Source organism: Planococcus massiliensis (assembly GCF_000821325.1).
Classification (GTDB): Bacteria; Bacillota; Bacilli; order Bacillales_A; family Planococcaceae; genus Planococcus; species Planococcus ruber.
The window spans coordinates 1,340,091-1,356,292 of sequence record NZ_CCXS01000001.1 but is presented as its reverse complement, the minus strand read 5'-3'; the positions used below and the strand labels follow the sequence as shown (position 1 = coordinate 1,356,292).

Annotated in this window: 13 protein-coding genes and 1 other annotated feature (1 of these 14 only partly in view); all 13 genes read right to left on the bottom strand. The window is 50.1% G+C overall.

What is annotated here, in order from left to right; all coding sequences use genetic code 11:
* Window positions 1–67 precede the first annotated feature (67 nt).
* Window positions 68–694: an orotate phosphoribosyltransferase gene (gene pyrE, locus BN1080_RS06515; protein WP_052651154.1), complete on the bottom strand. Its 627-nt coding sequence runs from the start codon at window positions 692–694 to the stop codon at window positions 68–70.
* Window positions 694–1,380 carry an orotidine-5'-phosphate decarboxylase gene (gene pyrF / locus BN1080_RS06510; protein WP_052651149.1) on the bottom strand — a complete coding sequence of 229 codons (687 nt, stop codon included), beginning with the start codon at window positions 1,378–1,380 and terminating at the stop codon, window positions 694–696. Before pyrF ends, pyrE begins: the two co-directional genes overlap by 1 nt.
* Complete coding sequence (locus BN1080_RS06505) at window positions 1,377–2,291, bottom strand: dihydroorotate dehydrogenase (RefSeq protein ID WP_052651145.1); 915 nt, start codon at window positions 2,289–2,291, stop codon at window positions 1,377–1,379. Before BN1080_RS06505 ends, pyrF begins: the two co-directional genes overlap by 4 nt.
* A complete protein-coding gene (locus tag BN1080_RS06500; RefSeq protein ID WP_052651142.1) occupies window positions 2,288–3,055 on the bottom strand; it encodes a dihydroorotate dehydrogenase electron transfer subunit in 768 nt (255 codons plus the stop codon). Before BN1080_RS06500 ends, BN1080_RS06505 begins: the two co-directional genes overlap by 4 nt.
* Window positions 3,052–6,240, bottom strand: a complete 3,189-nt coding sequence (carB, locus tag BN1080_RS06495; RefSeq protein WP_052651137.1) for a carbamoyl-phosphate synthase large subunit — start codon at window positions 6,238–6,240, stop codon at window positions 3,052–3,054. The genes BN1080_RS06500 and carB overlap by 4 nt, the downstream gene beginning before the upstream one ends.
* Window positions 6,233–7,330, bottom strand: a complete 1,098-nt coding sequence (locus BN1080_RS06490) for a carbamoyl phosphate synthase small subunit (protein WP_052654451.1) — start codon at window positions 7,328–7,330, stop codon at window positions 6,233–6,235. The genes carB and BN1080_RS06490 overlap by 8 nt, the downstream gene beginning before the upstream one ends.
* A complete protein-coding gene (locus tag BN1080_RS06485) occupies window positions 7,327–8,604 on the bottom strand; it encodes a dihydroorotase (RefSeq protein ID WP_052651133.1) in 1,278 nt (425 codons plus the stop codon). Before BN1080_RS06485 ends, BN1080_RS06490 begins: the two co-directional genes overlap by 4 nt.
* A gap of 2 nt (window positions 8,605–8,606) precedes the next feature.
* Window positions 8,607–9,476: an aspartate carbamoyltransferase catalytic subunit gene (locus tag BN1080_RS06480; protein WP_052654449.1), complete on the bottom strand. Its 870-nt coding sequence runs from the start codon at window positions 9,474–9,476 to the stop codon at window positions 8,607–8,609.
* 134 nt (window positions 9,477–9,610) lie between these two features.
* Complete coding sequence (locus BN1080_RS06475) at window positions 9,611–10,897, bottom strand: solute carrier family 23 protein (protein ID WP_052651130.1); 1,287 nt, start codon at window positions 10,895–10,897, stop codon at window positions 9,611–9,613.
* 18 nt (window positions 10,898–10,915) lie between these two features.
* The gene (gene pyrR, locus BN1080_RS06470) at window positions 10,916–11,455 is read right to left on the bottom strand and encodes a bifunctional pyr operon transcriptional regulator/uracil phosphoribosyltransferase PyrR (RefSeq protein WP_052651128.1); all 540 of its coding nucleotides are present in this window, start codon (window positions 11,453–11,455) and stop codon (window positions 10,916–10,918) included.
* A gap of 190 nt (window positions 11,456–11,645) precedes the next feature.
* A complete protein-coding gene (locus BN1080_RS06465; RefSeq protein WP_052651126.1) occupies window positions 11,646–12,557 on the bottom strand; it encodes an RluA family pseudouridine synthase in 912 nt (303 codons plus the stop codon).
* On the bottom strand, window positions 12,557–13,033 hold the full coding sequence (gene lspA / locus BN1080_RS06460; RefSeq protein WP_052651124.1) for a signal peptidase II: 477 nt from the start codon (window positions 13,031–13,033) through the stop codon (window positions 12,557–12,559). Before lspA ends, BN1080_RS06465 begins: the two co-directional genes overlap by 1 nt.
* A 202-nt stretch (window positions 13,034–13,235) precedes the next feature.
* On the bottom strand, window positions 13,236–15,992 hold the full coding sequence (ileS, locus tag BN1080_RS06455; RefSeq protein ID WP_052651122.1) for an isoleucine--tRNA ligase: 2,757 nt from the start codon (window positions 15,990–15,992) through the stop codon (window positions 13,236–13,238).
* Window positions 15,993–16,035: 43 nt separating this feature from the next.
* Window positions 16,036–16,202, bottom strand: a binding site (T-box leader) (it continues 50 nt past the right edge of the window).

The following is a 16,202-nucleotide window of genomic DNA, read 5'->3' as shown; positions in this document are numbered from 1 at the left end:
CCTCAAATTTTTCCGATGAACGACAAAAAAGCCGGCCCCTGCGGCCAGCTTTTATGAAGTTCTATCTTTACGTCAAAGTTCCCGCTTTTAAATTCTCATGCCAATCAGCAAGCATCGGCAAATCTTTTTCCTGAATCGCTCCAGCCGCTGCCGCCTCTTCAACGAGCGCTGGAAAGTCCGTCAGCGTATGGAATGTAAGCCCAGCTTCAGTGATTGCCTCCATCGACTGCGGCAAATCGTATGTAAAAATTGCGGCGATGCCAAGCACGTCAAACCCGGCCGCTTTTAACCCTTCAGCTGCTTGGAGGACCGAACCGCCTTTTGAAATCAAATCTTCGACGACGACCACTTTTTTTCCTGCCTCGATTTTCCCTTCAACCATATTGCCTTGCCCGTGCTCTTTCGGTTTTGAACGGACGTAGACCATCGGCAAATCGAGTCTGTCGCTGACCCAAGCGGCATGCGGAATGCCAGCTGTTGCCGTTCCTGCTACAACTTCACACTCCGGATAAAATTCTTCGATTAAGCCAGCCAGCCCTTTGGCAATTTCTTTTCGCACTTCCGGGTAAGACATCGTGAGCCGGTTGTCGCAATAAATCGGGGACTGGACGCCTGATGCCCAGGTGAACGGATCTTCCGGCCGCAATTCAACGGCTCCAATATTCAGTAAGTGGCGTGCAATATGCTGTTTCATCATCGACCGCTCCATTCGTTTTTAATTTGGCTGTATGCCGCAACCGGGTCTTGCGCTTTTGTGATGGCTCTTCCGACGACGATATGCGTCGATCCTTGTTCTTTGGCCGCTTTTGGCGTCGCCACCCGTTTTTGGTCATCTGCCGCGGCTCCGGCAATGCGAATCCCCGGCGTTACTTTCAAAAACGCTTCTCCGCAGTCCCTTGCAATCGCTGAAGACTCCAGCACGGAACAGACAACGCCGTCTAATCCGGCACGCTTTGCCTGTTTGGCATAATGCAAGACCGACTCTTCCAGGCTGACATAAATCAGCTGGTCTTCGTGCATCTGCGTTTCATCTGTTGATGTCAGCTGCGTCACCGCAATCAATTGCGTAGTGGAACCGGCTAAGCCTTTTTTCGCCGCTTTCATCATTTCCACTCCGCCTGCAGCGTGGACATTGGTCAAATCGACGCCGAGTTTCGCAAGCCCGCGCATAGCGGATTCTACGGTATTTGGAATGTCGTGAAGCTTCAAATCGAGGAAAATCTGATGGCCCTTCGATTTGATCATCCTCACCAATTCCGGCCCTTCCTGATAGAAAAGCTCCATGCCTACTTTTACAAATAGCGGCTCACCAAACAGAGCCAAAAATTCTTCCACTTGCTCCTTTGAAGAAAAGTCTAATGCGATGATGGGTTTGTTCACAGGCGGTGGCTCCTTCCGATTAATTCTTCTGCCGAATCAAATCCGAGTTCATGCAGCCTTTTTGGCAGCTTTTCGATGATTTCCGGACAAACGAACGGATTGACGAAATTAGCCGTGCCCACAGCTACTGCGCTTGCGCCTGCTGACAGGAAGTCGATGGCATCGTCGACATTCGTTATACCGCCCATGCCGATAATTGGCAGATCCGTATGCTGGCTCACTTCATAGACCATTCGCAGCGCTACTGGCTTAATGGCAGGACCTGATAATCCGCCGGTAATGTTGGCAATGACCGGCCGGCCGGTTTTCGGGTCCAGGCGCATGCCAAGCAAAGTATTGATCATCGTGATGCCGTCCGCTCCACCTTCTTCAACCGCTTTGGCAATCGAGACGATATTTGTAACATTCGGCGACAATTTGATATACACCGGCACAGAAGAGACCGTTTTGACTGCTTGTGTTAGTTCCCGCGCCACATCCGGATCCGTTCCGAACGTAATGCCGCCTTGTTTGACGTTCGGGCAGGAAATATTGATTTCAAGCGCATGCACGTTCGGTGACGTTGAAATTTGCTTTGCAACCTCCACGTAATCTTCCGTCGTGGTGCCCGCTACGTTCGCAATGATCGGCACGTCGAATTGTTCTAGCCATGGAAGTTCTGAGCCCATGACTCCTTCGAGCCCTGGATTTTGCAGGCCGATGGCATTCAGCATGCCGGACGCAGTTTCTGCAACGCGTGGCGTCGGATTGCCGAGACGCATTTCGACTGTCGTCGCTTTGATCATGATCGCGCCAAGTTGGGCCAAATCGTAGAGCTGCGCATATTCTTTCCCGAAGCCGAAGCAGCCGGATGCCGGCATGATCGGATTCTTTAACTTGAGTCCTGGAAGCTTTATCGCTAAATTCGTCATGAAATCACTACCCCCGCCTGAAATACCGGTCCATCTGAACAAACCTTGATGTAATCCGTTTCGCTTTTCGTCGTTCGGCAGACACAGGCGAAGCAAGCGCCGATGCCGCAGCCCATCCGCTGTTCATAAGACAAGAACCCTTTTTTCTCCGGATATGCCCATTGCACCGCTTCAAGCATCGCTGTCGGTCCGCAGCTGAAATAGGCATCGAAATCTTTCGGCAGTTCGTTCAAAATATGCGTCACAAAACCTTGGGTTCCGTGCGAGCCATCGACCGTCGCAATATGGGTGTCGCCGAGACTTTTAAATTCTGCTTCATAAAAAACAGCGTCTTTGCTTTCAAAACCTAGAATATGCACCGTCTCAATGCCGCGTTCATTGAGCGCTTTCGAAAGTTCGTATAAAGGCGGCACGCCGATTCCCCCGCCGATCAAATAAGCTTTTTTCGCAGCTTCTTCGACCGGAAAGCCGTTGCCAAGCGGCCCCAGTACGTCGAGGCCATCACCCGGCTTTTTTTCAGCCAATAAATTCGTGCCTCGCCCTTCCGCCCGGTAAATCATCGTAAATTGGCGCTTTTCCTTATCGTAGGAAGCGACCGAGATCGGCCGGCGGAGGAGCGGCTCGTAACTGTCCGCTACCCGGACATGGACGAACTGCCCTGGAGCCGCCATGTCGTTTACAAGGTCTCCTTCAACGGTCAATTCAAAAATGCGATGGGCGATTTCCTTCTGGCTGACGACGGTCATGTGCTGTTGCCGAATCATACGCCTGCCCCCATTTCCTCTGCAGAGAAAGTCATCGATTCAATGACGCGGAGCATCGCTTCTGCCGTATCAAGCGACGTCAGGCACGGAATGCCGTTTTCCACCGATTCCCGGCGAATCCGGAAACCGTCGCGTTCCGGCTGCTTTCCTTTCGTCAACGTATTGATGACAAGCTGGGCGCGGCCGTTTTGGATGACGTCGATCAAAGTTTGGCCGTCTGAACCGATTTTCCCGACCGTCGACACATTGATGCCTGCGCTTTCCAACGTGCTGGCTGTCCCTTCAGTCGCCATGATGTGGTAGCCGATCGCTGTAAAACGCTTCGCGAGGCCGATTGCCTCTTCTTTGTCTTTATCGGATACAGTCATCAGTACGGTACCATGGTCTTTTATTTCCATGCCAGCGGCAACCAATCCTTTGTAAAGTGCTTTTTCGAGTGTAGAATCTCTGCCCATCACTTCTCCGGTCGATTTCATCTCTGGGCCGAGGGTAATGTCGACGCGGCGCAGTTTCGCAAATGAGAACACCGGCACTTTCACGTAGACGCCTTTTGACAGCGGTGCGAGCCCTGGCGTGAATCCTTGCGCTCGGATGCTGTGGCCGAGTATCGCTTTCATCGCTATGTTCGCCATCGGAATCGCCGTGATTTTGCTCATGAACGGCACAGTCCTGCTAGAGCGCGGATTGACTTCAATGACAAACACTTCGCCTTTCGAGATCACATATTGGATGTTCAAAAGTCCGATAATGTTCAATCCTTTTGCGAGGCGGGCCGTATAATCCACCAGCGTATCGAGCAGCTGCTGCGAAATGTTCTGCGTCGGGTAGACGGCAATCGAATCCCCTGAATGGACGCCGGCGCGTTCAATATGCTCCATGATGCCGGGGATCAGTACGTCTTTTCCGTCTGAAATGGCGTCCACTTCGATTTCAATCCCGGTCAAATAGCGGTCGACAAGTACGGGATGTTCGGGACTTGCTTCGACCGCATGCTCCATGTAATGGCTCAAGTCGCTTTCATTGTAGACGATTTCCATCGCCCGGCCGCCGAGCACATAGGATGGGCGCACCAATACCGGATAGCCGATGTCATTTGCAATGATAATCGCTTCTTCGGCAGAAACCGCTGTTTTGCCAAGCGGCTGCGGGATCCCGATTTCGTGCAAGGCCGCTTCGAATTTGTTGCGGTTTTCAGCCCGGTCCAAATCTTCCAGAGAAGTGCCAAGAATCTTCACTCCGTTTTGCTCCAGCTTTTCAGCAAGATTGATCGCCGTCTGTCCGCCGAACTGGACCACCACGCCTTTTGGCTGTTCGATTTCAATGATATGCATAACATCTTCCACCGTTAACGGTTCAAAGTATAATTTGTCCGAGATGGAGAAATCCGTCGATACCGTTTCCGGGTTGTTGTTGATGATGATCGCTTCATAGCCTGCTTCTTTGATCGCCCATACAGAGTGCACCGTGGCATAGTCAAATTCAACCCCTTGGCCGATGCGGATCGGGCCGGATCCAAGGACGATGATGCTTTCTTTTTCCGTACGGATCGACTCGTTTTCATCTTCGTATGTGCCGTAGAAATACGGCGTTTCCGATTCGAATTCTGCTGCGCAAGTATCCACCATCTTATAGACAGGCATCAATTCCTGTTCTTTGCGCCAGTTGTAGACTTCTTGCTCTCCTACTGCCCACAGCTTTGCAATTGTCTTATCCGCAAAGCCCATGCGCTTCGCTTTTTTTGCTGTTTCCCGGTCGAACCGGTTGGCTTTCAACACATTTTCAAATTGGACCATATCTGCGAACTTCTTCAAAAAGAAGAGATCAATCTGGCTCCAGTCTTGGATTGTTTCGATGGAAACTCCGCGGCGCAGTGCTTCTCCGATAAAGAATAAGCGCTCATCGCCAGCCCGGCGGATTCGTTTCTCGATCCATTCATCGCTCATCGTCTCCGCTTTCTTCAGCTCCAAATGAAATTGGCCGGTTTCAAGCGAGCGAACGGCTTTTAGAATCGCTTCTTCAAACGACCGGCCCATCGCCATCACTTCGCCCGTCGCTTTCATTTGGGTTCCTAAATTTCGTTTCGCGGACTCGAACTTGTCGAACGGCCAGCGCGGAATTTTAGCGACCACATAGTCAAGCGCCGGTTCAAACGCCGCATAAGTCCGGCCCGTTACCGGGTTCATCATTTCATCGAGTGTCAGCCCTACCGCAATTTTTGCAGCAAGCTTCGCAATCGGGTAGCCGGTCGCTTTCGAAGCGAGCGCCGATGAACGGCTGACGCGCGGATTGACTTCGATGATGTAGTAATTGAAGCTGTAGGGGTCAAGCGCCAATTGGACGTTGCAGCCGCCTTCGATTTTGAGTGCACGGATGATCTTCAGTGACACATTCCGCAGCATTTGATATTCCCGGTCAGACAAGGTCTGGCTCGGCGCCACAACAATCGAGTCGCCCGTATGGATGCCGACCGGATCGATATTTTCCATGTTGCAGACCACAATTGCCGTGTCGTTCGCGTCACGCATCACTTCGTATTCGACTTCCTTAAAGCCCGCAATCGATTTTTCCAGCAAACACTGGGTAACCGGGCTGTATTTCAAGCCGCTTGTGACGATTTCCTGCAGGTCCTCATCGTTATGGCAAATGCCGCCGCCTGTTCCGCCAAGCGTAAATGCCGGCCGGACAATGACCGGGTAGCCGATGCGTTCAACAAACGCTTTCGCTTCCTCCATATTGTGGATGATGTCAGAATCCGGAACCGGTTCCCCCAAATCATTCATCAAGGTGCGGAATAAATCCCGGTCTTCCGCTTTATGGATTGCTTCCAGTTTCGTGCCTAAAATTTCGATTCCCAGTTCGTCCAGAATGCCCGATTCATCCAGTTCAATCGCCATATTCAGCCCCGTCTGGCCGCCAAGCGTCGGAAGCAATGCATCCGGCCGCTCTTTGCGGAGAATCCGGCTGACAAAGTCCAATGTAATCGGTTCGATATAGACTTTATCCGCGATTTCGGTATCGGTCATGATCGTTGCCGGGTTGGAGTTGATCAAAATCACCCGGTATCCTTCTTCTTTCAGCGCGAGGCACGCTTGTGTCCCTGCATAGTCGAATTCTGCTGCTTGGCCGATGACGATCGGACCGGATCCGATCACGAGTATACTTTGGATATCTTGTCTTTTAGGCATATTGCTGCTCCTTTCGAGTTGCGTTCATGATGTCGATGAAACGGTCAAAGAGGTAATTGGAATCTTCCGGACCCGGCGATGATTCGGGATGGTATTGCACGGTGAAAGCCGGATAATCCAAATGGCAGAGGCCCTCATTTGTTCCGTCATTGACCGCTCGGTGCGTCACTTTCAGCCGCGTCCCTTGCAGCGTCTCTTCGTCAACGGCATAGCCGTGGTTCTGTGAAGTGATTTCGATGCGGCCCGTCGTCAAATCTTTGACCGGGTGGTTGCCGCCGCGATGGCCGAATTTCAATTTGAACGTTTCGGCCCCGCATGCGCGGGCGAATAATTGATGGCCGAGGCAAATGCCGAATATCGGCACTTCACCCAACAATTCGCGGACGACTTCTACGCACTCTTCCACATCTTTCGGGTCTCCCGGTCCGTTCGACAGCATGACGCCGTCCGGCCCCCAAGCGAGAATTTCCTGGGACGTCGTATTATACGGCACTACAATGACGTCGCAATCGCGTTTATTGAGCTCCCGCAGAATGCCGTGCTTCATGCCGTAATCAATCAATACGACCCGTTTGCCGCGTCCCGGGCTCGGATACGGCCGAGATGTTGATACCTTGGCTACTTGATCAGACGGCAATTCGGTCTGCTGTAATTTCTCAACAACTTTTGCAACGTCCACCGCTTCATCGGCTGCTGTCAAAACGCCTTTGATCGAACCTTTTGAGCGGATCAGCCGCGTCAATTTCCGCGTATCGATTTCCGCAATTCCCGGAATTCCTTTGATGCGGAATAATTCATCCAAGGTCGTATTGCAGCGGAAATTTGAAGGGAATTCCGCCGCTTCCCGGACGACCATTCCTTTGACAGCCGGTTCGATCGATTCGAAATCGTCGCTGTTGATGCCGTAGTTGCCGATTAGCGGATACGTCATCGTGACAATCTGCCCGCAGTAAGAAGGGTCTGAAAGGATTTCCTGATAGCCGGTCATGCTTGTGTTGAACACCACTTCGCCCACGGATGCTTCTTCGCTTCCGAATGCCGTTCCTTCAAATACCGTTCCGTCTTCCAAGATTAAATAACGCTTCATTATTTGTCCTCCTCCTGCCAAACGATTTGTCCTCCGAAAATGGTCATTGCCGGCCAGCCTTTGCATGCCCAGCCATTGAAAGGCGTATTCTTGCCTTTTGATAAAAACGTATCCGAATCGATTTTTTCTTCTCGCTCAAGATCGATTAAAACCAGGTCTGCCATGCCCCCTTCTTCTATCGTGCCGTGCGGCAAGCTGAACGTTTGGCTCGGCTTCACCGTCAGCCAATCGATCAATTGCGTGAGCGTCCATTTACCCGTTTCGACAAAATGCGTATAAAGAAGCGGAAACGCGGTTTCGAATCCGACAATGCCAAACGGCGCTTTCTCCATGCCGTTCGATTTTTCCTGAACGGTATGCGGAGCATGGTCCGTTGCAATAAAATCAATCGTGCCGTCCAGCAAGCCTTCATGGAGCGCTTCTAAATCTTCTTTCGCGCGAAGCGGCGGATTCATTTTGTAGTTTGCGTCGTTCCCTGGAATGTCGTCTTCCGTCATTAACAGATGATGCGGCGTTACTTCCGCTGTCACCCGGATGCCCGCCCGTTTCGCATCCCTGATCACCCTCACCGATTCTTTTGTCGATACGTGGCATACGTGGTAATGGGCACCGGCAGCTTCAGCGAGCAGCACGTCCCGTGCAATATGTACAGATTCTGCGATCGAAGGAATGCCTTTTAGCCCCAGCTCTTTGCTGCGCTTCCCTTCATGCATCACCCCGTCGTATATGAGGCTATTGTCTTCGCAATGTGCGACTACTGCCATGTCAATCTTTGCTGCACCCAGCATCGTTTCGTACATCATCCCGGCTTCCTGGATTCCTACTCCGTCATCCGTGAAAGCAAATGCGCCATGCTCTTTCAATTCCTTGAGGTTCGTGCGTTCTTTTCCTGCTTCGCGGATTGTGATCGAAGCATAAGGCAATACCCGGATCCGGGCGTTTTTCTCAATCAACCCATTCACATGCTGGAGATTTTCTTTTGTATCCGGTACAGGCCGCGTATTTGGCATCGCGCTGATCGTTGTAAAGCCACCTCTTGCCGCAGCATGCGTTCCGCTTTCGATCGTTTCTTTCTGCTCGCCGCCAGGCTCCCGCAAATGTACGTGTACGTCAACGAATCCCGGAGCGACCAAGCGGCCTTTGCCGTCAATTTCAGGTTCTCCTTGTGCCGCCAGTTCAGCGCCGATTTCTTCAATCCGTCCATTTTTGATGCGGACAGCGGCAGGTGCCAGCTCTCCATTTTTCAGCATGTTTACGTTTTTGATGAATAAGTCCATTGTCAAACTCTCCCTTTCATTGCGTATTCCAGTACTGCCATCCGGATAAAGACGCCGTTTTCCATTTGCTTGAAGATCCGTGAGCGGCTGCATTCCACTAAACAATCCGAAATTTCCACTCCTCTATTGATGGGTGCTGGATGCATGATGATCGCCGAATCTTTCATTTTTTTCTCCCGCTCTTCCGTTAAGCCGAATTGCTTATGGTAGTTCTCCTTCGAAAACAAAGCGGATACAGCATGGCGCTCATGTTGGACGCGGAGCATCATGACCACGTCCGTCGTTTCAATAAAATCATCGAACTGTTCGGATGTCTCATATCCGCCGCCCCATTCGTCCGGACAGACAAAGGAAACGTTTGCGCCAAGTTTTTCTAAAGCAGCTGCGTTGGATTTGGCTACCCGGCTATGGGCGATATCGCCTACTATCGTTACATGGATGCCTGCGATTTTGCCGAACTCCTGATAAATCGTGAACAAATCGAGGAGTGACTGCGTCGGGTGCTGGCCGGAGCCGTCCCCGCCGTTGATGACTGGAATCCTGCAGCCAGCAAGCTGTTCGTAATACGCTTCTTCTTCGTGGCGGATGATGACTCCATCGACTCCGATCGCTTCAAAAGTTTTGACTGTGTCGTAAAGCGTTTCTCCCTTCAACACGCTCGAGAAAGCTGTTTCAAATGGCAGGACCGTCAAACCCATTTTATGCTCCGCCATTTCAAAGCTCATTTTGGTCCGGGTGCTCGGTTCAAAAAACAAGTTCACGACCGTTCCGCTTAGCGGCTGGCTTTTGCCGCTCTTGAATTCACCTGCACGCTTCAGCAGATGCATAATGGTTTCGTTGTCTAAGGTGTTCATTGTCAATACGTCCGGCATGTTCATCCGCCCTTTCCTCATTTCAGCTATAAAAAAACACCTTCCAAGGGGCAGGAAGGTGTGAGGAAATAAGGGCATAGCAAGCCCATGATCCAAACCTTTCCATGCCTCTCTGGACATTCATTAAAAGGTGATTATTCAGTTCCGTCGTCAAGTTCTTCCTTATTGCGCCCCGGCAAGATCAGGTTCAGCAAAACCCCGATGATGGCAGCCAACGCCATGCCTTCCACTGAGAACGCTTCGCTAAATTCGATTTTCGCTCCGCCGATCCCGATGACCAGGATGACCGACGAAATTACGAGATTTCGTTTGTCCCCGAAATCGATGCCGTTATCGACCAGCATACGAAGGCCGGATGATGCGATGATCCCGAACAGCAAAATCGATATGCCGCCAAGCACCGCTGTTGGAATGGTATCAATCACCGCCATCACTTTGCCAAGGAACGAAAAGATGATGGCGAAGACGGCAGCGCCTAAAATCACGTAGACGCTGTAGACGCGTGTGATGGCCAGTACGCCGATGTTCTCGCCGTAAGTCGTCTTCGGTGGTCCGCCGACCAGTGAAGAGATAAAAGTTCCAATGCCGTCGCCCAGAATCGAGCGATGCAATCCTGGATCTTTTATGTAATTTCTTTTGACGATTTTTCCGAGCACGAGCTGATGCCCGATATGTTCAGAGATCGTGACAATCGCAATCGGCACCATCACAAACAGCAATGTCGGCGTCACCGTAAAGGAATAGTCGGCTCCGGGAATCAGGAAGTCCGGCACCGCGAACCAATTCGCTTCGGTGATTGCTGTGTAATCGATGATTCCGATCATCGCGGAGTAAAGATAGCCGATGATGATCCCGATTAAGATCGGCATTAAGCTGATGATATTCTTGAAATAGATATTGCAGATGATGGCCGTAATCAGGGTAACCAGCGCTGCTGAGAAATGCTTGAAGCTGTACTGGCTGACTTCGTTGACCGTAATGTTCATCGCCATGTCGACTGCCGTCCCGGACAAAGCCAGGCCGATCACGATGATGACCGGTCCCACCACGATCGGCGGCAAGAGTTTCATAAGCCAGCGATAGCCGGTCTTCCAGATGATCAGAGCGACGATTGCGTAGACAAGTGACACAAACATGGCGCCGATCATTGCGGATCCGATGCCGCCAGTTTCCGTCGCGATCGTGATCGGAACAATGAAAGCGAAGGACGATCCCAGATAAGCCGGCACTTTAAATTGGGTGATGATGATGAAGATGATGGTCGCCATTCCGCTAGTCAGGAGTGCAATCGCCGGGCTTAAGCCGACTAATTGCGGCACCAGGATCGTTGCGCCGAACATGGCGAACATATGCTGCAGGCTCAAAGAGATCCATTGGCCCGCTTTCGGTTTGTCTTTTATATCTAAAATTGCTTCACTCACACTCTTTCGCCCCTATTCTTAAACATGTATGGCGACGCGGTCATTGCCGTCGCTTTCCAACATTTGGACCACAATCCGTTCTTCGCTCGATGTCGGAATGTTCTTCCCAACAAAGTCAGCCCGGATCGGCAGCTCGCGGTGTCCCCTGTCAATCAATACTGCGAGTTGGATTTGCGACGGGCGCCCAAGGTCCATGACGGCATCCATTGCGGCTCTCACCGTTCTTCCCGTATAGAGCACATCGTCCACCAGCACCACTTTTTTATTTGAGATATTGTGTTCGATGTCTACTTGCTGGACGAGCGGTTCCTGGTTTTTGTGCTTGAGGCTTAGATCATCTCGGTAAAGCGTGATGTCGAGCTCCCCTTTTAAAATCGGCTTGCCCTCGATCTGCTCGATCCGTTCGGCGAGACGCTCGGCGAGGAACGTTCCCCGTGTTTTAATGCCGACCAAAATGCATTCATCGATGCCTTTATTGCGTTCAATAATTTCATGCGCGATGCGGGTAATCGCTCGGGCAATGGCTTTCTCATCCAAGATTTCAGCTTTTTCGACCATGATTTTCTCTCCTTTTCCAAATAAAAAACCTCTTGCCCGAAAGGCAAGAGGATAGATGCGCAGAAAAATCCAGCACGGAAGACAGTCTTCCGGCTTAGCGTATGTACCTTCTCAGCCTCTCTGGACTGTTATTAAAGGTGTTGCTTATTCGATTAGTTTTTTCAAGTATAAAGAACAACTTGGCGGTTTGTCAATCCTTCTCTCGAAGAGATTCCAAAAGCTCCGCGAATTCTGCAGGCATGTCCGCTGAGAATTCCATGTATTCGCCGGTCTTCGGATGATTGAATCCGATCACTTCTGCATGAAGCGCCTGCCCGCCGATATCCATCGTTTTCCGCGGACCGTACTTTGGATCGCCGACTAGCGGGAAGCCGATATATTTCATATGGACACGGATTTGATGGGTACGCCCAGTTTCCAAACGGCATTCCACTAGCGTGAAATTGCCAAAACGTTCTAATACGCGGAAATGTGTGACAGCATGCTTGCCTTTATCCACCACCGACATGTTCTGGCGTTCTTTCGGATCGCGTGCGATCGGTGCATCAATCGTTCCTTTGTCGTGCGGTATATGGCCATGGACAAGCGCCACATATTTACGCGTCACGGTTTTTTTCACCAATTGGTCCACGAGCGATTGGTGGGCTGCATCATTTTTAGCGACCATCAATAAGCCCGACGTATCTTTATCGATTCGGTGGACAATTCCAGGGCGAACGACGCCGTTAATGCCTGATAAATCGGTGCAATGATGCATCAATCCGTTGACTAATGTGCCTTGAGAATGGCCTGGAGCTGGATGGACCACCATTCCTTTTGGTTTATTCACGACTAATACATCTGCATCTTCATAAACAATCTCCAAATTCAAATCTTCCGGAACAACGTCCAGCTCTTCTAGAATCGGCGGAGTGGCAATAATGACGTCGTCCAGCCGCACTTTATAATTCGGTTTGACCGTTTCGCCGTTGACTTTGATGGCACCGTCTTTGACCCAGTTCGCGATCTGTGAGCGCGACCAGTCTTCATCCATTGCTGAAACGACTTTATCAATGCGTTCTCCAGCCATTTCTTCTGTAATTTCTAACGTTAAATCTTCCATTAAGACACCTTTTTCTTTTCTTGTTTTTCGTCATAAATGACAAATATAATCATCAACACCACACCGACGGTCAATGCTGCATCCGCTACATTGAAAATCGGAAAATCATAGTTGATGACCGGGATTAATACATCTACAAAATCGACAACTTCCCCTCGGAACATCCGGTCGATGAAATTTCCGACCGCTCCACCAAGGATAATCATTAAACTCAATTGGAATAATGGCTGCCCTTTTGCGTGTTTATGGAAGTAATAAAGAATGCCGATAATAACTGCTATCGTAATAATGGCGAAAAGCCACATTTTCCCTTCCAGCATTCCCCAGGCTGCCCCTCGATTGCGGTGCGAAAGCCACGCTAAATAAGGTTCCATTACCGGGATGCGTTCGCCTAACTCCATCTGTTTCAATACTAGCCATTTTGTCCACTGATCAGCTGCAACGATCAGCAATGCAATTCCATAATAAATAAACATGTGTTTCCCCCGTCAATTCATCAGTCAGTTTATTTTAACACATCCCCCGCTAAAAAAGTATGCAGGCTAAAGCAAGTGCTCTTTTTCTCGCAAGTTGAATGAATATTGGTTTGGGATCCATTCTTTTCATTTACTTTCCAATCCACTTTTCTAAAATAAAAAACAGGAAGAACCCGATTCGGCTCTTCCTGTTCCAAGACTTTTAAGCGTATTGTGTTTCTACAACACTTGCGCAGCGCGGGCAAAGCGTCGGATGCGCTTCACTTTGGCCGATTTCTGTTGAAACCGTCCAGCAGCGTTCGCATTTTTCGCCTTCCGCTTTTTCTACGACTACCGCTACATCATTCAAGTGCAATGCGTTTTCAGGCGCTTCTGCACCGCCAAATTCGTATTGGGAAACGATGAACAATTGTGCCACATTGTCATCTACAGAAGATAACAAGTTTTGCAATTCTTCATTGCCGAAAACGGTCACTTTCGCTTCGAGCGACTTGCCGATGACTTTTGCAGCTCGTGCTTCTTCCAGCGCTTTCAAGACAGCATCACGCACGTCCATGAATTGGGACCATTTTGCTTCCAAATCGGTGAATGCCGGATTCTCCTGGCTTTCTGGGAAGTCGGTCAGCTGAACGCTTTCCTCTTCCACAAATCCTAGGTAGCCCCACATTTCATCCGTCGTATGCGGAATGATCGGCGTTGCCAATTTCAAGATCGCCATCAATGAATCAAACATGACCGTTTGCATGGCACGGCGATGCGGGTGGTCAGCTGCTTCGATATAGACAACGTCTTTTGCAACGTCCAGATAGAACGAACTCAAATCGTTTTGGCAATAGCCATTCAATGCGTGGTAGATCGATGAGAACTCGTAAGTTTCATAGCCTTTCTTCACTGCATCAATCATTTTGTTTAATTTCATGACCATGTACTGATCCATTTCACGCATGTCTTCGAATGCTACGCGATGCTCTTGTTCATTGAAATCCGCCAAGTTGCCGTGAAGGAATTTCAGCGTATTGCGGATTTTGCGGTAAACTTCCGATACTTGCTTGAAGTTTTCATCCGATACGCGAACGTCCGCGGTATAGTCGACAGATGCTACCCAAAGACGCAGAATATCTGCACCCATTTGGTTCATCACTTTCGCAGGAACGATGACGTTCCCAAGAGATTTACTCATCTTGCGGCCGTTGCCGTCAAGCGTGAAGCCGTGGCTCAACACGCCTTTATATGGCGCGATTCCGTTGATGGCTACACTTGTAGACAGGGATGAGTTGAACCATCCGCGGTATTGGTCAGACCCTTCCAAATACAGATCAGCCGGATATTGAAGGTCTTCGCGCTCGTCCAACACGCCTTGGTGAGACGATCCAGAATCGAACCAAACATCCATGATGTCCGTTTCTTTTGTGAAAATGCCGTTCGGGCTGCTTGGATGCGTAAATCCGGCCGGCAGAAGTTCTGCCACTGAACGTTCGAACCAAACGTTCGATCCGTGTTCACGGAACAAAGCGGAAATGTGGGCAATCGTTTCATCCGTGATGACCGGGTCGCCATTTTCAGCATAAAATACTGGAATCGGCACGCCCCATACACGCTGGCGTGAAATATTCCAATCGCCGCGGTCGCGCAGCATATTGAATAATCTCGTTTCGCCCCATGCAGGAGTGAATGTCGTTTCATTGATCGCTTTTAGGATCTGGTCGCGGAATGCTTCAATTGATACAAACCATTGAGCCGTCGCGCGATAGATGACCGGCTTTTTCGTGCGCCAGTCATGTGGATACGAGTGCGTGATGAACGAAAGTTTTTCAAGCGCTCCTGCTGCATCCAATGCTTCTGTGATCGATTTATTGGCTTTGTCATAGAATTCGCCTTCGAATCCAGGCGCTTCAGCCGTCATGACCCCGCGCTCGTCAACCGGGCAAAGAACATCCAAGCCGTATTTTTTGCCGACTAAGAAATCGTCTTCCCCGTGCCCTGGCGCCGTGTGTACACAGCCGGTACCGGAATCCGTCGTAACGTGGTCGCCAAGCATCACCAGTGAAGTGCGGTCATATAATGGGTGTTTCGCTAAGATGTGCTCGAGTTTCTCACCCTTCATTTCACGGACCACTTCATAATCTGACCATTCCAGTTCCTTAGCTACATCTTCAAGCAATGCACGTGCAATGACGAAAAGTGAACCGTTTACTGAAACTTCTACATAATCCAGATCCGCATGGACCGTGATTCCCAAGTTTGCCGGGATTGTCCAAGGCGTCGTTGTCCAGATGATCAATTTAGTGCCTTCTGCCAATACGCCTTTCCCATCTATTACCGGGAATGAAACATAGATCGAAGGAGATTTTTTATCCTGATATTCAATTTCAGCTTCTGCTAAAGAAGATTCACTTGATGGGGACCAGTAAACCGGCTTCAAGCCTTTGTAGATATAGCCTTTGCTCGCCATCTTCCCGAATACTTCGATTTGGCGCGCTTCATAAGCAGGCTTCAATGTCACATATGGATTTTCCCAATCGCCGCGGACACCGATGCGCTTGAACTGTGAACGCTGATTGTCGATCTGCTCATATGCATATTCTTCACAAAGCTTGCGGAATTCAGCAAGCGACATTTCTTTGCGATTGACGCCTTTATTGGTCAATGCCTGTTCGATCGGCAAACCGTGCGTATCCCAGCCTGGAACATATGGGGCATGGAAGCCCATCATCGAACGGGAGCGGACGATCATATCTTTTAACACTTTGTTCAACGCATGCCCCATATGAAGATCGCCGTTTGCATACGGCGGGCCATCGTGAAGAATGAAGAACGGACGCCCTTTTGTGCGTTCTAATGATTTCTGGTAAATGTCCATGTCATCCCATTTTTTCTGCATTTCCGGTTCCCGGTTCGGCAAATTGCCGCGCATCGGAAAGTCGGTTTTCGGCATCAATAACGTATCTTTGTATTCCATCAAAATTCCTCCTGTAGACATAATAAAAAGCCCCCCATCCCTGGAAAGGGACGAGGAGCTTAAACTCGCGGTACCACCCTTGTTGCAGCTCGAATAAGCTGCCACTCGATCGCCGTAACGTGGCGTGGACGGTTTTGGCTACTCCAGTTCACCAAAACTGCTCAAGAGTGATTTCTTCACAACATCCTTCACCAGGCTCCCACTATCCCT